The organism is Haemophilus parainfluenzae, from assembly GCF_900638025.1.
Taxonomy (GTDB): domain Bacteria; phylum Pseudomonadota; class Gammaproteobacteria; order Enterobacterales; family Pasteurellaceae; genus Haemophilus_D; species Haemophilus_D parainfluenzae_J.
In genome coordinates, this window is sequence record NZ_LR134481.1 from 1,037,801 (window position 1) to 1,061,006 (window position 23,206).

Annotated in this window: 24 protein-coding genes and 5 tRNA genes; 9 read left to right on the top strand and 20 right to left on the bottom strand. The window is 38.6% G+C overall.

Features of this window, described 5'->3' with window-relative positions; genetic code table 11:
- Positions 1-65: 65 nt before the first annotated feature.
- On the bottom strand, positions 66-1,082 hold the full coding sequence (gene yejK / locus EL215_RS05275) for a nucleoid-associated protein YejK (RefSeq protein ID WP_126470687.1): 1,017 nt from the start codon (positions 1,080-1,082) through the stop codon (positions 66-68).
- A gap of 140 nt (positions 1,083-1,222) precedes the next feature.
- On the opposite strand from yejK, the gene EL215_RS05280 reads away from it, so the two are divergent.
- The 3 genes from EL215_RS05280 (at position 1,223) to EL215_RS05290 (ending at position 4,368) form a co-directional block, all read left to right on the top strand.
- Complete coding sequence (locus EL215_RS05280) at positions 1,223-1,441, top strand: YejL family protein (RefSeq protein WP_014064863.1); 219 nt, start codon at positions 1,223-1,225, stop codon at positions 1,439-1,441.
- A gap of 1 nt (position 1,442) precedes the next feature.
- Entirely contained in the window at positions 1,443-3,185 is a 1,743-nt protein-coding gene (locus EL215_RS05285) for a DUF3413 domain-containing protein (RefSeq protein WP_126470689.1), read from the top strand.
- Positions 3,186-3,375: 190 nt separating this feature from the next.
- Positions 3,376-4,368, top strand: a complete 993-nt coding sequence (locus EL215_RS05290; RefSeq protein ID WP_126470691.1) for an amidohydrolase family protein — start codon at positions 3,376-3,378, stop codon at positions 4,366-4,368.
- A gap of 118 nt (positions 4,369-4,486) precedes the next feature.
- Here EL215_RS05290 and EL215_RS05295 read toward each other — a convergent pair.
- The 4 genes from EL215_RS05295 to EL215_RS05310 all read right to left on the bottom strand — a co-directional run bounded on the left by EL215_RS05295 (position 4,487) and on the right by EL215_RS05310 (position 4,940).
- Positions 4,487-4,562 (bottom strand) — tRNA-Val (locus tag EL215_RS05295).
- 47 nt (positions 4,563-4,609) lie between these two features.
- Positions 4,610-4,685 (bottom strand) — tRNA-Val (locus tag EL215_RS05300).
- A gap of 59 nt (positions 4,686-4,744) precedes the next feature.
- Positions 4,745-4,820 (bottom strand) — tRNA-Val (locus EL215_RS05305).
- A 44-nt stretch (positions 4,821-4,864) separates the two neighbouring features.
- Positions 4,865-4,940: transfer RNA gene (locus EL215_RS05310), tRNA-Val, on the bottom strand.
- Positions 4,941-5,112: 172 nt separating this feature from the next.
- Between EL215_RS05310 and gltX the strand changes: the two genes are divergently transcribed.
- Complete coding sequence (gltX, locus tag EL215_RS05315; protein ID WP_126470693.1) at positions 5,113-6,555, top strand: glutamate--tRNA ligase; 1,443 nt, start codon at positions 5,113-5,115, stop codon at positions 6,553-6,555.
- An 80-nt stretch (positions 6,556-6,635) separates the two neighbouring features.
- Positions 6,636-6,711, top strand: a tRNA-Ala gene (locus EL215_RS05320).
- A 52-nt stretch (positions 6,712-6,763) separates the two neighbouring features.
- Here EL215_RS05320 and mtgA read toward each other — a convergent pair.
- The 7 genes from mtgA to EL215_RS05355 form a co-directional block, all read right to left on the bottom strand.
- Positions 6,764-7,510, bottom strand: coding sequence for a monofunctional biosynthetic peptidoglycan transglycosylase (mtgA, locus tag EL215_RS05325; protein WP_126470694.1), 747 nt, complete (start codon positions 7,508-7,510; stop codon positions 6,764-6,766).
- Positions 7,488-7,796, bottom strand: coding sequence for a trp operon repressor (gene trpR / locus EL215_RS05330; protein WP_126470696.1), 309 nt, complete (start codon positions 7,794-7,796; stop codon positions 7,488-7,490). The genes mtgA and trpR overlap by 23 nt, the downstream gene beginning before the upstream one ends.
- A gap of 32 nt (positions 7,797-7,828) precedes the next feature.
- Positions 7,829-10,030, bottom strand: coding sequence for a transglycosylase SLT domain-containing protein (locus EL215_RS05335; RefSeq protein ID WP_126470698.1), 2,202 nt, complete (start codon positions 10,028-10,030; stop codon positions 7,829-7,831).
- Between the two features lie 66 nt (positions 10,031-10,096).
- Complete coding sequence (locus EL215_RS05340) at positions 10,097-10,393, bottom strand: YciI family protein (RefSeq protein ID WP_049356394.1); 297 nt, start codon at positions 10,391-10,393, stop codon at positions 10,097-10,099.
- Between the two features lie 11 nt (positions 10,394-10,404).
- Positions 10,405-10,875 (bottom strand): acyl-CoA thioester hydrolase YciA, encoded by a 471-nt coding sequence (yciA, locus tag EL215_RS05345; protein WP_049356395.1) that lies wholly within the window; start codon positions 10,873-10,875, stop codon positions 10,405-10,407.
- Positions 10,875-11,429 carry a septation protein A gene (locus EL215_RS05350; protein ID WP_126470700.1) on the bottom strand — a complete coding sequence of 185 codons (555 nt, stop codon included), beginning with the start codon at positions 11,427-11,429 and terminating at the stop codon, positions 10,875-10,877. The genes yciA and EL215_RS05350 overlap by 1 nt, the downstream gene beginning before the upstream one ends.
- A 1-nt stretch (position 11,430) precedes the next feature.
- Complete coding sequence (locus tag EL215_RS05355; RefSeq protein ID WP_126470702.1) at positions 11,431-12,186, bottom strand: beta-methylgalactoside transporter; 756 nt, start codon at positions 12,184-12,186, stop codon at positions 11,431-11,433.
- Between the two features lie 218 nt (positions 12,187-12,404).
- On the opposite strand from EL215_RS05355, the gene EL215_RS05360 reads away from it, so the two are divergent.
- On the top strand, positions 12,405-13,019 hold the full coding sequence (locus EL215_RS05360; protein WP_049356401.1) for an OmpW family outer membrane protein: 615 nt from the start codon (positions 12,405-12,407) through the stop codon (positions 13,017-13,019).
- Positions 13,020-13,073: 54 nt separating this feature from the next.
- On the opposite strand, the gene purN is transcribed toward EL215_RS05360, so the two are convergent.
- The 3 genes from purN to EL215_RS05375 form a co-directional block, all read right to left on the bottom strand.
- Positions 13,074-13,712 (bottom strand): phosphoribosylglycinamide formyltransferase, encoded by a 639-nt coding sequence (gene purN, locus EL215_RS05365; protein ID WP_126470704.1) that lies wholly within the window; start codon positions 13,710-13,712, stop codon positions 13,074-13,076.
- Positions 13,713-13,780: 68 nt separating this feature from the next.
- Positions 13,781-14,818 (bottom strand): phosphoribosylformylglycinamidine cyclo-ligase, encoded by a 1,038-nt coding sequence (gene purM, locus EL215_RS05370; protein WP_049356404.1) that lies wholly within the window; start codon positions 14,816-14,818, stop codon positions 13,781-13,783.
- A gap of 153 nt (positions 14,819-14,971) precedes the next feature.
- Positions 14,972-15,259, bottom strand: a complete 288-nt coding sequence (locus tag EL215_RS05375) for a YfcZ/YiiS family protein (protein WP_049356406.1) — start codon at positions 15,257-15,259, stop codon at positions 14,972-14,974.
- A gap of 208 nt (positions 15,260-15,467) precedes the next feature.
- On the opposite strand from EL215_RS05375, the gene EL215_RS05380 reads away from it, so the two are divergent.
- The 3 genes from EL215_RS05380 (at position 15,468) to mutH (ending at position 18,129) form a co-directional block, all read left to right on the top strand.
- Positions 15,468-16,844, top strand: coding sequence for a porin (locus EL215_RS05380; protein ID WP_126470706.1), 1,377 nt, complete (start codon positions 15,468-15,470; stop codon positions 16,842-16,844).
- Positions 16,845-16,921: 77 nt separating this feature from the next.
- Complete coding sequence (locus EL215_RS05385) at positions 16,922-17,461, top strand: methylated-DNA--[protein]-cysteine S-methyltransferase (RefSeq protein WP_049356410.1); 540 nt, start codon at positions 16,922-16,924, stop codon at positions 17,459-17,461.
- The gene (mutH, locus tag EL215_RS05390) at positions 17,458-18,129 is read left to right on the top strand and encodes a DNA mismatch repair endonuclease MutH (RefSeq protein ID WP_049356411.1); all 672 of its coding nucleotides are present in this window, start codon (positions 17,458-17,460) and stop codon (positions 18,127-18,129) included. Before EL215_RS05385 ends, mutH begins: the two co-directional genes overlap by 4 nt.
- 15 nt (positions 18,130-18,144) lie before the next feature.
- On the opposite strand, the gene tilS is transcribed toward mutH, so the two are convergent.
- The 5 genes from tilS to znuC form a co-directional block, all read right to left on the bottom strand.
- The gene (gene tilS / locus EL215_RS05395) at positions 18,145-19,437 is read right to left on the bottom strand and encodes a tRNA lysidine(34) synthetase TilS (RefSeq protein ID WP_126470708.1); all 1,293 of its coding nucleotides are present in this window, start codon (positions 19,435-19,437) and stop codon (positions 18,145-18,147) included.
- On the bottom strand, positions 19,437-20,303 hold the full coding sequence (gene pdxY / locus EL215_RS05400) for a pyridoxal kinase (protein WP_126470710.1): 867 nt from the start codon (positions 20,301-20,303) through the stop codon (positions 19,437-19,439). The genes tilS and pdxY overlap by 1 nt, the downstream gene beginning before the upstream one ends.
- A gap of 115 nt (positions 20,304-20,418) precedes the next feature.
- Positions 20,419-21,366 carry an acetyl-CoA carboxylase carboxyl transferase subunit alpha gene (gene accA, locus EL215_RS05405; RefSeq protein ID WP_126470712.1) on the bottom strand — a complete coding sequence of 316 codons (948 nt, stop codon included), beginning with the start codon at positions 21,364-21,366 and terminating at the stop codon, positions 20,419-20,421.
- 87 nt (positions 21,367-21,453) lie between these two features.
- Positions 21,454-22,239, bottom strand: a complete 786-nt coding sequence (znuB, locus tag EL215_RS05410; RefSeq protein ID WP_126470713.1) for a zinc ABC transporter permease subunit ZnuB — start codon at positions 22,237-22,239, stop codon at positions 21,454-21,456.
- A gap of 9 nt (positions 22,240-22,248) precedes the next feature.
- On the bottom strand, positions 22,249-23,043 hold the full coding sequence (gene znuC / locus EL215_RS05415; protein WP_126470715.1) for a zinc ABC transporter ATP-binding protein ZnuC: 795 nt from the start codon (positions 23,041-23,043) through the stop codon (positions 22,249-22,251).
- Positions 23,044-23,206 lie beyond the last annotated feature (163 nt).

Genomic DNA, 23,206 nt, shown 5'->3' on the forward strand with positions numbered 1-23,206 from the left:
TTACCTTTTGCTGAAAAGTTGCAAAGTTATGTCGAATGATACCGAAACTTTATGATCTTGCCAAATTAATTATCGTACTTTAGTGCTTTTTGAAGTTGATCTTTCAAATTTGGTGGTATCCCTTTGATTGTTAAAGTATCTGTAAGTGGATCCCATTCAATACGGTTATTCAATAAATCCGCATCAAAACTTAATGTCACCCCTTTACCGGAACCTGAAAATTTCGTTAATGTTTTTAAGGCTGAACGTACTGGTGGAATCGTTTCTTCCAAGCCGTAATCTTGCTCTTCTGTAAAGGTGACAAAAGGGCGCTCGTTTAGAGTCGGCAAATTAGCTGAAAGTTCAGTTAATGCGATCTCGTCACCGCTTGCTAATTGACCTTTGCAGTATTCAAATACCTGTTTTTTAACAGCCTGAGTTTGTTCTTTGTTTAGTTCACCTTGTTCACAGTAGTCACTTACCGCTTGTAATAAGCATTGGTTTTGAACTTGTGGATTTAATCCTTCTTCAGCCCCCAAGAAATCCATAAAGAAGTCACTGATTTTACGGCCAACACGACCTTTAATGAAGGTAAGGTAGCGGTTTGAGTTTGCGTTCACTTGCAAATCCGTTAAGTTGATACGTGCCGCAATATCAAATTGTGTGATATCTAAGTATTCTGTACGGCGAATTTCAAGATTTTCGTCAACTAACATACTGATACGGCTATCCAACAAAGCAATGAATAGGTAATCCGTCGCTAAAAAATTATATTGACACAGGATAAGCGTACCACTGTCTGCAAAATTATATTTACCTAATTCTTGCGCTAATAATTTTGTGGATTGTTGGCTGAAATTTAAAAAGTTGATTTCATTTTCTAATAAACGATTCAGATCTTGTGCAAAAATAGAGTTCTCTTGGAAGACACCAAATGCTTTACCTTTATTTTGATAGCCTTGATGTAATTGCAACATCATTTGTTCGACTTCTGGCGTAATGGTGAGAAGTTCATCACGCAACACGCTTTCTATGGTAGTGGTTTCATTTTCAGCGTGCTTAACTAATTGATGTAGCACGATTTGATTAACCGTAATGCTCATAATTTTTTCCTTTGTAAAATTTACCTTAAATTATAACCGCACTTTTTAAGCAAGAAAAAAGAAATTATTCAGATTGAGTAAATTATCGGGTATGATATGAGAAGTTTTTTTGTATTTAGAACAGGTTTAAAACATTCCAAATGGCTCAACATTCAAAGTATTCCGATGGGCAAGTTAATGCCATCATTAACGACATGATTAGCGTACTTGAAACTCACAAAGCACCCGTTGATCTTTCTCTTATCGCTTTAGGCAATATGGCCAGTAATTTATTGACCACTAGCGTACCAGCCGCACAGCGTGAAGCGCTCGCTCAAGCCTTTGCCAACTCTCTGATGAATTCGGTGAAAACAAAATAAAATGTGGTGGTTTAAAAAGAGCAAATTTAACGGACGTGAATACCGTGAAGAAACCTCACGAAAAATTTCGTGGGGACACTGGTTTGCTTTTTTTAACATTATCATCGCCATTCTTATTGGCAGTCGTTACGCCTTTCTCATTGACTGGCCTGACACCTTATTCGGTAAGATTTATTTCTTTATCAGCTTATTAGGACATTTCAGCTTTTGTGTTTTTGCCTTGTATTTGCTGGTTATTTTTCCGCTGAGTTTCATCATCAAAAATCACCGCACTTTCCGTGGATTAACGGTGATTATCACGACAATTTGCACCACTTTATTACTGTTTGATACGGAAGTATTTAATCGCTTCAATATCCATCTTTCTTCTATCGTTTGGAATTTATTAGTTAACCCTGAAAAGGGTGAGCTTTCACGAGATTGGCAAATTTTCTTTACGCCAATGCCGATTATTTTACTGATTCAAATGCTTTTCTCCCGCTGGAGTTGGGAAAAATTACGTAGTTTAGAACGTCAAAAATGGCTGAAGAAAGTCGGATTCGTGCTGACATCTACTTTTGTTGCAACACATTTAATTTACGCTTGGGCGGATGCATTTTTATATCGTCCGATTACCATGCAACGCTCAAATTTCCCACTTTCTTATCCCATGACTGCTCGAACCTTTTTGGAAAAACAAGGATTTATTAATGCGGAAGCATATTCTCAGCGCTTAGAGCAAGAAGGGCGTTTAGACGCATTAAAACTTGATTATCCGAAAAAAGACCTTCAGTTTGAGCAAGTTGAGAACAAACCAAATATTCTCGTGATTACCGTTTCAGGCTTACGTTATGATGCGCTAACTAGTGAGAAAATGCCTAAACTGTTTGAGTTTGCCACAAGTTCTACTCAATTTACGAATCATTACAGTAGTGGTAATACGAACAATGCCGGCTTAGTGGGCTTATTCTATGGACTTAATGCAAATTATACGGACAGTATTTTGAGTAATCACACACCGTCGGTATTAATTAAAAAGCTACAAGATGAGAAATATCAATTTGTCGCTTATTCGTCTACGGCATTTAAAGACAGTTTATTTAAACAAGCCTTGTTCCGTAATGTAAAATTGCCTAAAGTGAAAGCCTCTTCGCCAAAAGAAGCGAGAAATGGTGTTTTATCACTCTTAAAAAATGATAAGCCTTGGTTTGCTTATGTGGATTTAGATATTACGGATAAAACGCAAGAAAATTACACCAAATCGCTTGCAGATATAGATCAACAGATTGATGAAACCTTAGCATCAGTTTCTTTAGAGAATACGATTGTCATTATTACGGCAGAACATGGTACAACCTTTAATAAGCTGGATGAAAAAGCGCAAGAAAACTATTTTAGTCGTGATGAAATCCAAGTGCCATTTATTGTTTACTGGAAAGATTTGCCGGTGCAAGAAGTTTCGAAATTAACGAGTCATACAGATTTATTACCGGCATTGATGTCATCGATCTTTAAAGTGAAAAATCCTGTTGTAGATTATGCACAAGGTCGCAATTTATTTGAGCTTAATGGCGATTCTTGGGTGTTAGCATCGAATTTCCGCTGGAATGTCATTATTCAGCCAGATGGCACACAGTACCATATTGATCGCAAAGGAAACTATAAGAAATTTGACCGCACTTATACTGAGCAATCCTCTAGTCGACCTCCGCTCGGCTTATTTTTAGACGTTTTCAACCAAGAGCGTTCTTTTATTAATAAATAGGTAGCTTTTTTGTGCTTAAAATCTTATACTTTGCACCCAGTTGAAAGACTGAAAAGATGTTATTAATTAAAATCTGCGAATTTTTCATAACATTGCAAACAATTCACAATAGATCTGACCCTTATTGGGTTTGCTTTTCAATTAATACACTTCTCGTCTCTCTTTTCCTTTCTTTTTTGGCGGAGTTATTATGAGAAATCACGTTCGTAGCTTTAAAACGTTTATTCGAGACGAAATTATTAAAAAAGGTGGCTGGGTTAATGCCCACGCTCATGCAGATCGTGCTTTTACAATGACACCCGAAAAAATCGGCATTTACCACAACAGTAATCTTCAACAAAAATGGGATTTAGTGGACGAAGTTAAACGTACCTCAAGTGTTGATGATTATTACGCCCGTTTCTGTCAATCGATTGAACTGATGATTTCCCAAGGGGTGACGGCATTTGGTACTTTTGTGGATATCGACCCGATTTGTGAAGACCGAGCCATCATTGCTGCACACAAAGCTCGCGAAGTTTATAAGCATGACATTATTTTGAAATTTGCGAATCAAACCTTAAAAGGGGTGATTGAGCCAGAAGCACGCAAATGGTTTGATATTGGCTCTGATATGGTGGATATGATTGGTGGTTTACCTTATCGCGATGAGCTTGATTATGGTCGCGGCCTTGAGGCAATGGATATTTTACTTGATGCGGCTAAGTCTCGCGGCATTATGTGTCATGTACACGTGGACCAATTCAATTCTCCGAAAGAAAAAGAAACTGAGCAGCTTTGTGACAAAACCATCGAGCATGGTATGGAAGGGAGAGTCGTGGCGATCCATGGTATTTCCATTGGTGCTCACAGTAAAGAATACCGCTATAAACTTTATAAGAAAATGCGTCAGGCAAAAATGATGATGATTGCTTGCCCAATGGCGTGGATTGATAGTAATCGAAAAGAAGATTTGATGCCTTTCCATAATGCCTTGACACCGGCAGATGAAATGATTCCAGAGGGGATTACAGTCGCGTTAGGTACGGATAATATCTGTGATTACATGGTACCACTTTGCGAAGGGGATTTATGGCAAGAACTAAGCTTGCTTGCTGCAGGCTGTCGTTTCCCACATCTTGATGCAATGGTTGATATTGCCAGTATTAATGGACGTAAAGTGTTAGGTTTAGAGCCTGTTTAATCCAAAAAATTAGATAGAAGTGCGGTCATAAGACGAAAAGTTTTGTGGCCGTTTTTATTTATAAGACAAAACAGAACTAATACTAATTTGACTGATTTAAGTAAGGATTGTAAGAAAGTGGTGGGCGATACCGGTCTCGAACCAGTGACCCCCTCCTTGTAAGGGAGGTGCTCTCCCAACTGAGCTAATCGCCCGATGCACCTGAAAAGGTATTCGGATTTATTTAAACACTAAAATTAAGTGGTGGGCGATACCGGTCTCGAACCAGTGACCCCCTCCTTGTAAGGGAGGTGCTCTCCCAACTGAGCTAATCGCCCACATAAGAAAAGCGTTTAAATAATGGGAAAGTTTGAGCGGAAAGAACACTTTAGAAAAGTGGTGGGCGATACCGGTCTCGAACCAGTGACCCCCTCCTTGTAAGGGAGGTGCTCTCCCAACTGAGCTAATCGCCCGCTTGGTCAAACTTTTACAACATTAAAGCCAACTTTGGAAAAAGTGGTGGGCGATACCGGTCTCGAACCAGTGACCCCCTCCTTGTAAGGGAGGTGCTCTCCCAACTGAGCTAATCGCCCTTAATGTTGTGGATTGGCATTATAAGTATAATGAGATTTCAGTCAATATATTTTTATGAAAAAGCGTCTAGTTGTTGCAAAAATAGGCATAAAATCAGATTTTTTATTTAGAAGTCACGCAAGTCGTAGTAAAATAAAGGTAATTTTTGTAAATGAATAGGTTATTAAGAAAATGAAAATTGATCCTCCTTTTGAATTAGATCCGAATGTCAAAGTACGTACGCGTTTTGCCCCAAGCCCGACAGGTTATTTGCACGTGGGCGGCGCACGTACAGCCCTTTATTCTTGGTTATTTGCAAAACATAACAACGGCGAGTTTGTATTACGTATTGAAGATACTGACTTAGAGCGTTCTACACCGGAAGCAACGGCTGCAATCATTGAAGGGATGGAGTGGTTAAACCTAGCTTGGGAACATGGTCCTTATTATCAAACCAAACGCTTTGATCGTTACAATCAAGTGATTGATGAAATGATTGAACAAGGCTTGGCTTATCGTTGCTATTGCTCTAAAGAACGCTTAGAAGAATTACGTCATACACAAGAGCAAAACAAAGAAAAACCACGTTATGACCGTCATTGTTTACATGATCACAATCATGCTGCCGATGAGCCACATGTTGTACGTTTTAAAAACCCAACAGAAGGTTCAGTCGTGTTTGATGATGCAGTGCGTGGTCGTATTGAAATCAGCAACAGTGAATTAGATGATTTAATTATTCGCCGTACCGATGGTTCACCAACCTACAACTTCTGTGTGGTAGTAGATGACTGGGATATGGGCATTACTCACGTTGTGCGTGGTGAAGACCATATTAACAACACCCCGCGTCAAATTAATATCTTAAAAGCGTTAGGCGCACCAATTCCAGTATATGCGCACGTTTCCATGATTAATGGTGATGATGGTCAAAAACTCTCAAAACGTCATGGTGCGGTAAGTGTGATGCAATATCGTGACGACGGTTATTTACCTGAAGCCTTAATCAACTATCTTGTTCGTTTAGGTTGGGGGCATGGTGACCAAGAGATCTTTACACGTGAAGAAATGATTAAATTCTTCGAATTAGATCATGTGAGTAAGTCAGCGAGTGCATTTAACACTGAAAAATTATTGTGGTTAAATCACCATTATATTCGTGAGTTACCACCTGAATATGTGGCCAAATACCTTGCATGGCACTATAAAGATCAAGGTATTGATACATCAAATGGCCCAGCATTAACTGAAATCGTGACGATGCTTGCAGAACGTTGTAAAACCTTAAAAGAAATGGCATCAGCAAGCCGTTATTTCTTCGAAGAGTTTGAAAGTTTTGATGAAGCGGCAGTGAAGAAACACTTTAAAGCAGCGGCGATTGAACCACTTGAAAAAGTAAAAGAAAAATTGACCGCACTTTCTAGCTGGGATTTACATTCTACGCATGAAGCGATTGAACAAACCGCAGCTGAATTAGAAGTGGGTATGGGTAAAGTCGGGATGCCATTACGCGTGGCAGTAACAGGCTCAGGTCAATCACCTTCGATGGATGTGACATTAGTGGGTATTGGTCGTGAACGTGTGTTAGTGCGTATCCAACGTGCCATTGATTTTATTAAATCTCAAAACGCTTAATATTTAGGCTGATAAACAAGATTTGATTATTTCAATATTGACAGTTTATCAGCCGAAATTTATCATAGCTTGCGTTATTTGGGGATATAGCTCAGTTGGGAGAGCGCTTGAATGGCATTCAAGAGGTCGTCGGTTCGATCCCGATTATCTCCACCAAATTTAAAACCTTGGAACTTAAAGTGAGTTTCAAGGTTTTTTTATGGCTAATCTACATTTCTTTTAGATAATTCAAGCCTAATCCATTCATTTGTCGCATAATCCAACTTTGTTTTTTACGAACTAATGTACTAGGTTTATTCACTTTATAGATAATAGGATTTGGTAAAACCGCGGCGAGTAATGCCGCTTCTGATTGAGTTAAATTTTTCGCTGATTTTTTGAAGTAATAGCGACTAGCTGCTTCTACACCAAAAATGCCATTACCAAATTCTGCAATGTTTAAATACACTTCTAAAATGCGTTCTTTAGACCAAAAGATTTCCATTAATGCCGTTGTGGGAACTTCTAACCCTTTACGAAACCAACTTTGTCCATGCCAGAGAACGAGGTTTTTCGCGGTTTGTTGAGAAATCGTTGAAGCACCTCTGGTTCTTTGAGATTTTTCATTAAATTTAAAGGCCTTTTGAATCGCCTCAAAATCAAAGCCCCAGTGGTTTGGAAATTTTTGATCTTCAGCGGCAATCACTGCAAGTTGCATATTCGGTGAGATTTCATCAAGTGTTACCCAATCGTATTTGATTGAATAGCTGAAATCCAACTGTAATAAGTGCCCGATTTTTTGCTGTGCCATATAGGCAGAGAAGGGAACAGGGATAAAGCGAAAGCAAATGAAAAACGCCAGGATTGCGAGAGAAAAACGCCACGCAACCCGTTGCCAATTTTTTTTCCACCAAGATGGGCGAAAAAGATGTAAAAGAGCGGTTAGAATTCGCTTAGTTTTTTGTGGCTTGCTCATCGAGTTGGCTTTTCACCCAGTTTATAAAATCCGGATCCATTGCTTTGAGCATATTAGAACCACGCGTAATGGTTGCCGCACTGGTATTGAGATTCTGTTGAATCTCTCGTTGGGAGAGATTTTTATCCAATAACTGAGCCACGATTTGTAAACGCAAACCCACTGCATCGCGCTCATCAGGCGTGAGAAGAAGCGTTAATAAATCTTGTGCTTTCCCTTGTTCAAATGCGGTTTGCAAGGTTGTGAGGAAAGTATTCCATTGTTCTAAATTGCGACTAATATACATATCAACAATCCTATACTATTAAACTAGTGCGACTAGTATAGCCGATCGTATTCCTCTTTGCTAAAGGTTTGTAATTTTTCTTTGTTTTGTAGGTTTTGATAGTAAAAATCGTAAGTTAATACGTTTTGAACATAACCCCGAGTTTCAAAGAATGGAATAGACGCAATAAATTCATCCATAGCCAATTTGCCATTGGCTCTCGCAAGCCATTTTTCTACACGGCTTGCTCCCGCATTATAGGCAGAGGCGATCAAAATGCGATTATTTGGATATTTAGCATTTAACTCATTTAAGTGAGCCGTACCAAGTAAAATATTATTAAGCGGTTTGAATAAATCTAACTCACCGTTATAAGGAAGTTGCTGATTTTCTGCTGTTTTTTGCGCGGTACTTGGTAATAGCTGCATTAATCCTCGAGCATTTGCAGAAGATTGTGCCATTGGATTCCAAGCACTTTCTTGGCGAGCAATTGCCATCGCAAAAGTTTTGGTGACACGATTATCCACAATCGCTTGAGGTTCCGTTGCGCTGAGGTTCACATTACTGAGGGCAATATCAAAATATTGACTGTAAGCATTTGGTAAGCGTAAATTGATATAATCCCATGCTTTCGCAATAATCGAGCCATCTACGCCTAATTCAAACCAATTTTGTTCATTTGCATATTGGCTTAACGCAAGTTGTTTATCTTGCGGTAATTTTTCTAATAGAGAACGCCAACGTTGTTTGGCTGCACCTAATCGATCTAATTGACGCAGTTCTGCAATCTCAGCTAATTCAGTTGCATACTTCTCTTGGATATTAGATTCTTGAGGCATTTTAGGCATTTTAGGCATTTCCAGTTTGTCGGAGTGACCTAATTTGACGGCTGCTAACATTGGATAAAACCCACGTTCTTTCGATAAAGCCTCTAATCGTTGTCTCGCATCTTTATCGGATGCTTGAGCAGTTATTTTAGCCATCCAATAACGCCATTCTTGTTTTTGCTTTACTTCATCTGAAAGGGCATTCAACCAACCTAATAAATTCGTTTTTTGCCAAATAGCTGTACGTAAACGACGCTCAATGAGATTATCGGCATTAAGTTTGAGAAGTTCTTGATCGCGCCATTGCACAAAATTAGGGCTTTCGTTATCAAAGAAACGACTAATAAAGGCGATTTTCCAATCACGTAATTCTGTTTCGTCTAATTGCCAGGTCTTAGCCCATTGCTCGTAAGGGATGAAGGTTGGCTCATTCATATATTCCGGAATGGTTCGCAAATAACGAGCAAAACCGAGTACTACGACAAATTTATTGGTGATTTTATTCGTATTACCATCGATTAATGGCAATTTCTCAGCGAGCATTTTCAAATTTGCCGGATTTTTTAAGAGATCCTGATAGAGCGCTAAATGAGCAGCTACTTGCTCATCTTCTTTCGCATTCTCAATTTTTTCTAACTCTTTAGCGAGTATTTCGAGACCTTTAGCATCATTTTTAGCAAAGAGCATTTCTGCTTTTTGATAGATCTTCTCTTGAGTGCGTCCACCTTGTGAATACCAAGCCGCCCACAGCTGAGCGTCATTAGGAAGCTCAGCGTTGTTGAGCCAAAGTTGTTCATACTCAGACAAAATAGCCGATTTATTCTTATCGTTTGATGGATTCTCTGTCGTCTGACTGGTATTGGCTGTTTCTATTTGATATTTAGCCGTGAGTACGGCAATTTGTGTTTCCAAATTATTAGGTGTGAGTTTGGCGAGAGCTTGAGTATCTTCAGCATTGGTGAATAACGTAAAAATACGTTGTTCTAATTTTCCGCGTAGAAAATGAGAGGCATGTTGCTGAATAAATTGTTCAATGTCTGTTCGTAATGCATTTACTTCTTCACGAGGCGTATCGCGATTAACGGTTTTTACACGCGCATCTAAATAAGCCGCTATAGCATCAGTTTGCAATGGATAACCTTTTAAAGAATCAATAAGCCCAAGAAATAATTTGGCATTATTAGAAACATGATTATTTTTGACCGCACTTTTTAGGAGAGACTCTAATTGCAGAAAAGTCGCGCGTTGTTCAATCAGCTTTAATTCATAAGCGTGCTGTTGTTGTGCCCATTTGACTTGTTCTTCAGCAAGGTTAATTTGTGGCGCCGTTTCATTTTTACTTTTATGAGCATGCTGATTAGCCAAAGCTGAGCCTGAAAGTGCGGTTAAAATTAATAACGAAATTGTCGTGTGTTTAAGTGCTCGCATAGGAGATTCCATATAAAGAGAAAGACGGATATTTAGATCCGTCTTTGAGTGTAGCGTTTGTTTTATTTAGAAAACTTTTTTGAAAGGCTTCACAATCACATCACCGTAAACGCCAGCTTCAATATAAGGATCTTGTGCCGCCCAGTCTTTTGCTGCAGACAGGCTTTCGAATTGAGCAATCACAGTCGAGCCTGTAAAGCCAGCTTCACCAGGGTTTTCATCGTCAATGGCAGGATTGGGACCCGCTGTTAATAAACGACCTTCTGCTTGTAATTGTTTTAAACGAGCGAGATGCTGCTCACGTACAGCAAGGCGTTTTTCTAAAGTGCCAGGAATATCTTGGGCAAAAATTACGTAATACATTATTTCTCCTTTTAACAACTTAATTGTAATTCTTCGATGGTGGCTAACGCTCGTTCTAATTCAAGATTACTTTCACGAGGAATACTACGAGATTTACCATCTTTTCCTACAGCCACAAAGGTAAATACAGCTTCAGTCACGCAATAACGTTCCCCAATTGGTTCACTGGCAACTTTTTTCACCCATACTTCTACTTTGATTTTAATAGAAGAACGCCCCACACTGAGGCATTGACCATAACAACATACCACGTCACCAACAGCGATAGGTTTAATGAAATTCATACTTTCTACGGCAACGGTAACGACACGACCATGAGCAATTTCCTTGGCAAGAATTGCGCCGCCCATATCCATTTGTGACATAATCCAGCCACCGAAAATATCGCCGTTGGCGTTGGTATCTGAAGGCATTGCTAAGGTACGTAGTAATAATACGCCTTTAGATTGACGACCGTCTTTATCAGTAAGATTTGAAACCATTATTTTTCCCCATCATTTTTTTGATCATCTTTAGGTAAGTAACGGTAAATATAAGCGCCGCTGACGATTGTTGCAACAAAGGTCATACCAAGTAAACCAAAAGATTTGAAATCAACCCAAGCATCTTCAGACATATTCTGGCTGATATAAATATTTACAAGCATACACAGAATAAAAAATCCTGCCCAACCTACATTCAATTTGTTCCACACATTATTCGGTAATTGGATTTCTTTGCCTAATAACTTTTTCACCAGTGGCGTATTGAATTGGAATTGTGCAACCAATAAAACAATGGCAAATAAGGCATTAATAATCGTGACTTTCCATTGTAGATATTTGATTTCATTGAAATAGGCAGTGAGTAAACCAAAAAAGACGACAGCGATCGCCATGATTTTTTGTTGTTTCTCAATCATGCCATATTTCAGTTTTAGTACAACCATTTGTATGATGGTCGCGATCACTAAGACAATCGCCGCCTCACGTACCCCAAACATTTTGTAAGTAATGAAAAAGAGAACAAGCGGAATAAATTCAAGAAGTTGCTTCATATTATGCCTTCATAAATAAACTGTAAAAACGGTAAGTAAATACCAAAATAAATAGTTGAAATAATGCTGCCAAGATGCCAACAATCACACTTAAAAATGATGTACCTAGAATTGCGCTAATGCTATTCACTAATAAAGGTAGAAGTAAATAAGTGATCAAAGCATAAATAATCAATATGCCATTACGTTTAACACCCGCACGCCACACTTGTAAAGCACTTTGCCCGATAGATTGATTGGATGCAATATAATGCACGGGCGATAAGCATAAACGAACAAAGAAAAACAAGCCAAATACCATTGAAAAAAAGGCTAGAGGGGAGAGTGCATTTTTGCTTAAAAATGAACTCATAACATCAACGATACCAAATAAAAGCGGCAAGCTCATAAAAATATCTAAAACCACCACACCTAAAAAACGACGTAATGTCAGCATGAGACCTTGATTAATCGGATTTTGGTTTTGCTGGCTAATATGATGAATGGTTGCAATACCGAAGGTCGCAATAAAAGACATCAATAATTGTTGGAATACAAAAGATCCAATCAGAGCAGTTGGCTCCACTTTGCTTAATGCATCAATAATGTCTTGTTGTGATGGATTAGGATTATCACCCAAACTCGGCATTGGTACACTGACTAATGCATTAATCAATTGTGAGACAACAAAAATCCCAACGAAAATCAGCACGGTTTTTCGCTGATTACGCATAAAATTGAGGCTATCTTGAAAAATCTGAGTAAAGTTAATTTGCATCTTATTTTCTCGGTAAAAAAAGTGAGGTAATTATACAAGCTTTGACATCAAAAAACTAAAAATACGAAGAATTGCTCTAGATTAAAAAAAAATTTTTTAATTAATTTCAAAAAATTTGACAGAGATCACGGTTTGATACCCCAAAATAAGTATTATTATAACAAGAGATCGTATTGTCCGAATGCGGACTTAACAGATAATGACTAAGGAGTCAAAATATGAAAAAAACGGCATTAGCATTAGGATTAAGCGCAGCATTATTAGCAGGCTTTGCAAATGCACATCAACAAGGTGATGTTATTGTAAGAGCGGGTGGTGTTCTTGTGGATACTCATACGAGCACAAATAGCGATGTCTTCAAATTTAAAGTGAACAATAATACTCAATTGGGGTTAACGGGTACTTATATGTTCACTGATAACATCGGGGTAGAATTACTTGCGGCGACACCTTTTAGTCATGAGATTAAGTTAGGGTCTGCTTTAGTGGGTAAAACTAAACATTTACCGCCAAGTTTATATGCTCAATACTATTTCTTGGATAAAGATGCTAGTGTACGTCCTTATATAGGTGGAGGTCTTAACTACACCACGTTTTTCAGTGAAAAAGCTAAGTTAGCTGGTGTATCTAATCTTAGATTAAAAGATTCAGTTGGCCCGATTGCGAATGTGGGTATAGATGTTAAACTGACAGACAACCTTTATTTCAATGCGGCAATGTGGTATGCGCAAATTAAAACCAAAGCGCGTTTTAATTTAGCTGGTGAAAATCATACGGTGAAGGTGAAACTTGACCCTACAGTATATTTTGTCGGTTTAGGTTATCGTTTCTAATAGAACCTTGCTCTGAAAAAGCGGTACACAGTGTGTATCGCTTTTTATTTAACGTTATTCAGCGGCATAGCCAGATATGGGTAAAGGGGAGTCGTCTAAATATGCTATACCGTTTTCGAGTTTTAATCGCTCTTCAATAAACCATTTAATCACTAAAGGATAAATATGATATTCCTGTTCACGTGTACGAAGTTCAATCTCCTCGACGGTATCTCCAGGGAAAATCGGCACTTTAGCTTGTAATACAGTCGCACCACCATCGATCTCTTCATTGACAAAATGTACGGTTGTACCGTGTTCTTTCTCACCATTATCAAGCGCACGTTGATAAGTATGTAAGCCTGGATATTTGGGAAGCAGGGAAGGGTGGATGTTCAAAATTCGACCAGGAAAACGCTGAGTGAAAGCTTTGGTCAAGATTTTCATATAACCGGCTAAGACGATAAGATCAACATCGAGATCTTCTAAATAATCACCGATAGCGTTATCCATCTCAAGATTAGAGGCAAAATCTTGACGCAAAAAAATGTGACTAGAAATGCCCGCACTTTCAGCGCGTACTAAGCCATATGCATCTATTTTATTACTGATGACAATAACAATTTTTCCACGAATAAAGCCAGTTTGACAAGCATTTATGATCGCTTGAAGATTTGATCCTTGACCTGAAATCAGGACAGCAATTTTTTTCATATTATTCTATATAAAAGAAGGGCGAACGTTTCATTCTGAAATTTTCGCCCTGAAATGGAAAAGAGAAATTATTTGATGATAACCTGTGGTTCACCATCTGTCGCACTTTCGATATGACCGATCAACCACGCATTTTCACCCGATTGTTTTAAAATCGCTAAGGCGGTTTCTACTTCTTCTTGTGGTAATGCAATCACCATGCCAACGCCGCAGTTGAACGTACGGTACATTTCATAGGTTTCAATGTTGCCTTTTTCTTGTAACCATTTGAATACGGGTTGCCATTCCCAACTACTTTCATAAATAACAGCTTTGGTATTTTTTGGTAATACACGGGGAATATTTTCCCAGAAACCGCCACCCGTTAAGTGTGCAATAGCATGGACTTCCGTTTGTTTGATTAAAGCGAGAACAGATTTTACATAGATTTTTGTCGGCGCAAGCACTTGTTCACTTAATGGACGACCATCTAATTGCTCAGTGGCTGGGTTGACACCAGCAACATCAATGACTTTACGAATTAAAGAATAACCATTTGAATGCGGGCCACTTGAACCTAGTGCAATTAAAGCATCTCCTACTTTAACTTGGCTACCATCAATGATTTCTGATTTTTCAACCACGCCCACACAGAAACCTGCAAGGTCATAATCGCCAGCGTGGTACATGCCTGGCATTTCGGCGGTTTCACCCCCGACTAATGCACAACCTGATTGTACACAGCCTTCAGCAATGCCTTTCACTACATCGGAGGCAACATCTACGTCAAGTTTGCCTGTGGCGTAGTAATCCAAGAAGAATAAGGGTTCGGCACCTTGCACGACTAAATCGTTAACACACATAGCAACCAAATCAATACCGATGGTATCGTGTTTTTTTAAGTCAATGGCCAGGCGTAATTTAGTGCCCACACCGTCTGTACCTGAAACAAGGATGGGTTCTTTATATTTGCCCGGAATGGCACATAATGCACCAAACCCACCTAATCCCCCGATAACTTCAGGGCGAGTTGTCCGCTTTACGTGTGGTTTAATACGTTCAACTAATTCGTTACCGGCATTAATATCCACGCCTGCATCTTTATAACTTAATGATGGTTTGCTCACAATGTTGTCCTATATTTTTAGGTTAAATGATAAAACGGCGTGATTGTACCAGATCAAGCAAACGTTTGCGATAGTGATTTAATCATGATTTAAGCAAAAAATAACCGCGCTTTATTTTTAATAATAAAGTGCGGTTATTTTCTAGAATGTTTTTTAGCGATTCGCTAATTCGAAAATCATTGCTTCAGCCTGGCAGCTAAATGTAAAACGTGCCGTTAAATTGGCGCCATTTTCAGTTTCTGTGATTTCACTTTTAATGTCGCAAGGATCGCTTTCTGTTTTGCGTGCTTTTTCAATGAAACGATTAAGTGCCGCTTCAGCTTCAGCTTTATTCGTATAGGTTTGATGAATATCAACAGAGCAATCTGAACCGTCAATAATCGTCCCCACATCAACACAACTACAAGTGAGAGATTCTTCTGCTTTGCATGTTACTGTCATAGGATTTCCTTATTTTAAAATTAAGATTGATCATATTTTAGCACTTTTGAGCCACCTGCAAAAGTAACTACATTTTTTTAATTTAAATATCATTTGTTTACTACTGGTCGGAACACTTACAAATTAGTATGAAATAATTTGCACTCCATTTATTGGAGTTTTAGAATCTCGCGGATTTTTTCATTATTATTAATAACAAAGGTTCCAAATGACAAAATTTAATAAAACGCTATTAGCAATGACGATGTTATCCGCTGCAAGCGGTGTAAATGCAGCAGCATTCCAATTAGCAGAAGTTTCAACATCAGGTCTTGGTCGTGCTTATGCTGGTGAAGCTGCAATTGCGGACAATGCCTCAGTGGTTGCAACTAATCCAGCATTAATGAGCTTGTTTAAAACTAATCAATTCACTGTTGGTGGAGTTTACGTTGATTCTAAGATTAATATGAATGGTAATATGGATATTCATGCTTTAGGTATGAATCTAGGTGCCCATTTGCCGAGTGCTTCAACTAATCTTCATCAAAAAAGAGTCGTACCTGGTTCTTTAGTACCGAATATTTATTTTGTCGCACCGATTAATGACCGATTCGCTGTTGGTACGGGAATGAATGTGAATTTTGGTTTGAAAAGCGAGTATGATAACAAATATAACGGCGGGATATTTGGTGGTACAACAGATTTAAGTGCTGTAAACTTAAATTTAAGTGGTTCCTATCGTGTTACTGAGGGATTTACTGCTGGTTTAGGCTTGAATGCGATTTATGCTCAAGCAAAAATTGAGCGTAGAGCGGGTGCACTGGCTGATGCCACTCAATATATTGGTCAGGCTGTACGCGCAGGAGCTATACAATTACCTCCTACAGCGGGTCCATTATTGGCTTCATTAAGTAGCGTTAAAAAAGATACTATTCTTACTCAATTACAAGATAAAGCAGCTTGGGCTTTTGCTTGGAATGCAGGTGTAATGTATCAATTTAATGAAAATCATCGAATTGGTTTAGCTTACCACTCTAAAGTAGATATTGACTTTACGGATCATGCTGCAACTAGTTTACAAGCTCAGCGTGTTGGGCAAGAAGGTGGTTTAAAGCTTAATTTGCCTGATTATTTAGAATTGTCAGGATTCCATCAATTGACTGACAAATTTGCGATGCATTATAGTTATAAATATTCTCACTGGAGTCGTTTGAAAAACTTATATGCAACTTATCATGCTGATGGCGTAGAAGCATTTCATAAGAAAATGTATTATAGAAATAGTTCGCGTGTTGCATTAGGTGGAACCTACGATGTGGATGATAAATTAACTTTACGAGCAGGTATTGCTTATGATCAAGCTGCAGCAACTGAACATGCTAGTGCGGCAATTCCTGATACAGATCGTACTTGGTATAGCGTAGGTGCTACATATAAATTTACTCCAAATCTTTCAGTTGATTTAGGCTATGCTTATTTGAAAGGTAAAAAAGTTCATTTCAAAGAAGAGCAAATTATCCGCAATGGTGCTGTAGTGGTAACTGGAAATTACACCTCTAAAGCAAGTGCAAATCTTTACGGTTTGAATTTAAATTATAGTTTCTAATCGGTTAGAAAATTTAGCATAATAAAGCACACCTCCACACGAAGTGTGCTTTTCTTTTTTATAAAACAAGGCAAAAAATGACCGTACTTTATTATACTTATTATCCTTCTCCTATCGGGCGGCTTTTAATTTTATCTGATGGTGAAAGTATTACACATATTGATTTTGAAAAAGAGCAATATGAACCTAATCCTAAATGGCGTAAAAAAGATGAATTGCCTGTTTTTCAAAAAGTATACTTGGCTTTTGAACGATATTTTAGTGGGGAAGTCGAGCGTTTTTCAGATATCCCCTTGAAGCCAGAAGGTACAGCGTTTCAACTTTCTATTTGGCAAGTTTTACGCGAAATTGATTATGGTGAGCTTTCCTCTTATGGTGATCTTGCGTTGCAGATTAATAATCCTAAAGCGGTTCGAGCCGTAGGTGGTGCGGTAGGGAGTAATCCGATTAGTATTATTATTCCTTGTCACCGCATTTTAGGCAAAGATCGTACTTTAACTGGTTTTGGCGGAGGCTTAGAGGCAAAACGTTTTTTATTACAATTAGAAAAAATTCCCTATATTGATAAAGGTACTGAAAATACTAAGCCTCGCTTTTTTAAGAAATATCACGAATGATTCCACAAACCCCTGAACAATTACTTTCCAAAGCGCAATCCATAGCTGGCTTAACTTTTGGTGAATTAGCTGACGAATTACATGTTCCAGTTCCACCGGATTTAAAACGCGATAAAGGTTGGGTTGGGATGTTGCTTGAAACTGCATTAGGTGCTACGGCAGGCAGTAAGGCTGAACAGGATTTTTCCCATTTAGGCATTGAATTAAAAACATTACCCATTAATGCAGAAGGCTTTCCGTTAGAAACTACGTTTGTGAGCCTTGCACCTTTGGTTCAAAATTCGGGAGTGAATTGGGAAAATTCACACGTTCGTCATAAATTATCGAAAGTATTGTGGATTCCCATTGAGGGCAGTCGTGATATTCCGTTACGTGAGCGACATATTGGTCAGCCTATTTTGTGGCAACCTTCGACTGAACAAGAACATCAATTACGCCAAGATTGGGAAGAGTTGATGGATTATATTGTGCTCGGAAAGTTAGATCAGATTACGGCACGTATTGGTGAAGTTATGCAACTGCGTCCAAAAGGTGCAAACAGTAAAGCCATTACAAAAGGCATTGGTAAAAATGGGGAAGTGATTGATACCTTGCCGCTGGGGTTTTATTTACGGAAAGAATTTACAGCAGGTATTTTAAACGCTTTTCTTAATCATAAAAATGGGTGAATCATCACCCATTTTTTATTTCTCTAAATTATGAAAAACACGGAAAAAACCCACCGCACTTTGTAAAGTCTCACCATAAAAAATGAGTGGAATGCGATTTCGTTGCCAAGGCGGAACACCGAGCTCTTGCCAAATTTTTTTCATGGTTTCGGCAGGGCGATTATGCTGTCGTTTCACTTTGCTAGTATAAGCAAATCGTATTTGAATCGGTTCTTGTGTATCGGCAAGTTGAACCTGTTTTTCGTTCCAATTGACTAAAATGCCTTTCGTGTTGTGGGCTGCACAAATTGTTCCAAGATTATCAGGCAAGGTAATCTGTTGATTTAATGGCATATCAAGACAAGTTTGCGACAAATCAACGAATTTCTCTGTTAAATAGAGATGCTGTTGATATCGGCGAATAATATGTTCCCCAAGTTGAAATTGTGGGGATGCATCCGCTTTTGCCTGAATAACATCATCAATAATATGCATTAATTGAATCTGCGTTGGCATGGCAATCTGATTTTTAGCCAACCACATGCGCAAAAGTGCGGTTTGTTTTTGCGGTGAATAGTCTAGAAAATTTACAAGCGAAAACTGTTTTTGATCCTCAAGAATGTGCTGCTCAAAGCAAGGTTGTAATAATTCATTAATCAGTTGTTGTTGCTCAAAACAATGTTGTGCGGCACGCTGAACAGCATGGTCAAAATGTCCCCAGCGTTGGCGTAATTCAGGCAAAATTTGATTTCGTAAGAAATTGCGATCGTAATGATTATCTTGATTGCTTTCGTCTTCGACCCAAGATAGATTTTCTTGATGAACGTAATCTTCTAATTCATTACGGCTAAAAGAAAGAAGAGGCCGTAGAATTGACATCCCAAACAATTTGCTTTTTTTTTGCATAGCGCCTAAACCCTGTAATCCAGCGCCGCGTTTTAATGCGAGGAAAAAGGTCTCAGTTTGATCATTTAAATGATGTGCAGTGACTAGATATTCATTTGGTTGAATATGTGTTGAAATAGCCTGATAACGGGCTTCTCTAGCGCCCGCTTCAATGCCATCGTGCATTTCCACTTTGACTTTTTCAATAATAAGTGGAATGGCAAATTGCTCACAGAGTTGTTGGCAATGTTCTGTCCAAGTATCCGCATTCGGGCTTAATCCGTGATGGATATGAATAGCTCGTAGGCTTAAGTGCGGTCGTTTTTCGCTGAGTTTTTTAACTAAAGAAAGCAGGGCAGTTGAATCCAAACCACCGCTAAAAGCAATGAGAAGCTTATTGGCGGTGGTTGGGATTTGTGCTTGGAATAATGAAAAAAGATCCATTAGGCAACTTTAACAGCTTTGTAGTTTGTGCTTGGATTTAAGATCTCAAAACGTGCGGCAATAGGTTGTAGTTCGTAAGATTTCAAATCAAAGGTAGTTTTCATTACGCCAGCCACCGCATTATTCATTTTTTCAAAAGCTTCAACATCATTGCCACAGTTTAAGTAATGCGCCAAGAAAGTACCTGCAATTAAATCACCCACACCAACAGGTTCAAAGTTAAATTTGTAAAGTGGACGGCTTAAATGCCATACACCTTCAGGTGTCGCCATAATAATTTCAAAGGTATCTGGATCGTTCAATTTACCAGCTGTTCCAAGGTGTTTCACCAACACTTTTTTCACACCTTTGGCAACTAACGCATTAGCCGCTTTGACTACATCATTAAAGGAATTGATAGGAAAATCAGAAAGTGTACGAAGTTCGGAAAGATTTGGTGTCATGATGTCTGCACGTGGAATGGCTTTTTCAATTAAGCGTTCACGTACGCCATCGGCGACCACGCAGACTTTTTCGGCATTTGGCATAACAGGATCGCACAAGTAAAGTGCATTTGGGTTACGCGCTTTGATTTTTTCTAAAGCATAGATAATTTGGTCAACTTGTTCAGCTGAACCTAAATAGCCAGAAAGTAACGCATCGCATTCTTGAAGTTTTCCGATGGCATCTAAACCGTTGGCAATTTCACCAATTTGCTCTTGTGGAATCACCATGCCAGTCCATTTACCATATTGGGTATGGTTAGAGAATTGTACGGTATTGAGTGCCCACACATCCACGCCTAATAGCTGCATTGGAAAGGTGGCAGATTTATTACCGGCAAAACCATAAACTACGTGAGATTGGATAGCTAATACGTTTTTCATTTTAAACTCCTTTTACGTTATTTTTATTTTAGCATTGATGCATTTTCTGGCATCCATGTATTATTCTTTAAACACAAAAAAGAGCGGTTAAATTAACCGCTCTTTTTATATATTATTAACAATAGCCGTAAGACATTAAACGTTCATAACGTCTTTCTAATAAGCCATCTTTGTCGAAAGTATCGAGTTCGTTTAGTTCTTCAACAAGGCATTGTTTTAAATTACGTGCCATTTCATGATAATTACGATGTGCACCACCTAATGGCTCTTGAACGATATTATCAATTAAACCTAACTCTTTTAAACGAGTTGCGGTTAAGCCCATGACTTCTGCAGCGGTAGAGGCTTTGTCTGCACTCTTCCATAAGATAGAAGCACAGCCTTCTGGTGAAATAACAGAATAGGTTGAATATTGCAACATATTCACTTTGTCACCAACACCAATGGCTAATGCACCACCAGAACCGCCTTCACCAATTACCGTACAGATAACAGGTACTTTTAAGGTAGACATTTCACGTAAGTTGCGAGCAATGGCTTCAGATTGACCACGTTCTTCCGCACCGATGCCCGGATAAGCCCCTGGCGTGTCGATAAAGGTAATGATAGGTAAGTTGAAACGCTCAGCCATTTGCATTAAACGTAACGCTTTACGATAGCCTTCAGGTGCAGGCATACCAAAGTTACGACTCACTTTATCTTTTACAGTCCGGCCTTTTTGATGACCGATAACCATGACCGCACGATCATCTAAACGTGCGAGACCGCCTACGATTGCTTTATCATCTGCAAAGGCACGATCGCCTGCAAGTTCTTGGAAATCAGTAAAAATATGTTCGATATAATCAAGCGTGTATGGACGATTTGGATGACGCGCCATACGAGAAACCTGCCATGCATCAAGATTAGCAAAGGTTTTTTTGGTTAATTCATCGCTTTTCTTTTGCAAGCGTTTAATTTCATCGTGTAAATCAATTTTGTCATCAGATGCTGAACGTAGTGCTTCAATTTTGGCTTCAAGTTCAGCAATTGGTAATTCAAAATCTAAATATTCTTGGCTCATGTCTTATCCTAAAAGATCATCAAAAGTTGACCGCACTTTATCAAGATTTAAGGTGCGGCGCAAATGGTTTTCAATGGTTGGAGTAGATTACAAATATTCCTTTTTGAGTAATGATAACAAAAACAAAAATGCGGAACAAATCACGACAGAAGGCCCCGCAGCAGTATCATAAAAGGCGGAAAGGAATAACCCGCCAACGACGGAAAGCATACTGATTAAAATCGCAATAAATACCATTCGTTCAGGCGTTTTGGCAAAACGTCTTGCTGTTGCGGCTGGAATAATTAAGAGTGAGGTAATAATCAGAGCACCGACAAACTTCATACTTAAGGCAATGGTAAGTGCAGTCAAAATCATCAAGATAAATCGCATTTTTTTGATATTAATGCCTTCCACTTGGGCGAGTTCTGGTGAAACTGTGGTGGAGAGTAAAGCTTGCCAGAAGTAAAGTAGCGTGATTAATACAATGACTACACCTGCAACGATATACGGTAAATCGCTAAAATTAATAGCAAGCAAATCGCCAAAAAGATAACTCATTAAATCGACTCGGACATTTTTAAGTAAGCCAACTGTAACCACACCAAGAGAAAGACAACTGTGAGCGATAATCCCTAAAAGGGTATCCACTGAAAATTGCGTGTTACTTTCCAGCCAAACCATTAATACGGCAAGAATAATCGTCAAAATCACAATGGCAACATAAGGATTAATTTGTAGGAAAATTCCTAGTGCCACACCAAGTAAGGCTGAGTGAGAAAGGGTATCACCAAAATAAGCCATTTTACGCCACACCACAAAAGCACCGAGAGGTGCGGTAATTAAGGAAAGCAGTACGCCCGTAAGCAAGGCAGGAAATAAAATCTCAAACATGATGTTTCCTTATTGTTGGCATTCTGATGGATTAGCACTGCAACTACAAACGTCTCCGTGCATATTATGATGGTGATTATGATGATGCGTATAAAAGCCCACATTCTGTGAGATTTGATTGTCCCAAAGACGCATAAATGTGGGATCATTCGATAGGCTTTCAGGTGTACCGGCACAGCAAATGTGTTGATTGATACACAACACTTCTTTACTGTCCGCCATCACGATATGCAAGTCATGGGAAACCATTAAAACCGCACAATTTAAGGCTTGTTGAGTTCGATGAATCAGCTGATAAAGTTCAGCTTGACCATTAATATCCACGCCTTGAGTCGGTTCATCTAACACCAGTAAATTGGGTTTATTTAAAATTGCACGAGCCAATAGTACACGTTGCATTTCTCCACCAGAGAGTTTTTGCATATTATGTTTTCTCAAATGAGTAATAGAAAGTTGCTCAAGTGCGGTCGATATTTCTTGGCTTTTTACCCCTTTTTTGAGAGCAAGAAAGCGCTCAACCGTCATTGGTAAGCTGTGATCTAAGTGAATTTTTTGTGGGACATAACCAATTCTAACATTAGGGCTATAAATAACTTTACCAGATGTTGGCGTTTGTAGTTTTAATAGCGTTTTTAAGAGGGTGGATTTCCCTCCTCCATTAGGACCGACAATGGTAATAATTGAATGAGGATAAATGTTAAGAGTAATATCCCGCAATGCGGTCTTTTGTTCAAAGACTACATTGATATTTTTTAGCGTAATTAATGGTACTGATTGGGTTGGTTGAATGGCGTTAATTTGCATAATTCCCCCCTTAAAAATAGCCCAATAACATAGCTTATTTTCTTATTTTTCTCAAGAAATTCTATCAGTGTCTAAATATTAGGCATAAGATTTTATATTCTTGGGGTAAAATGAATTTTTTCTAGATTTTGTAGTCTGAGTCACGAAAATCTTTTATTTTATA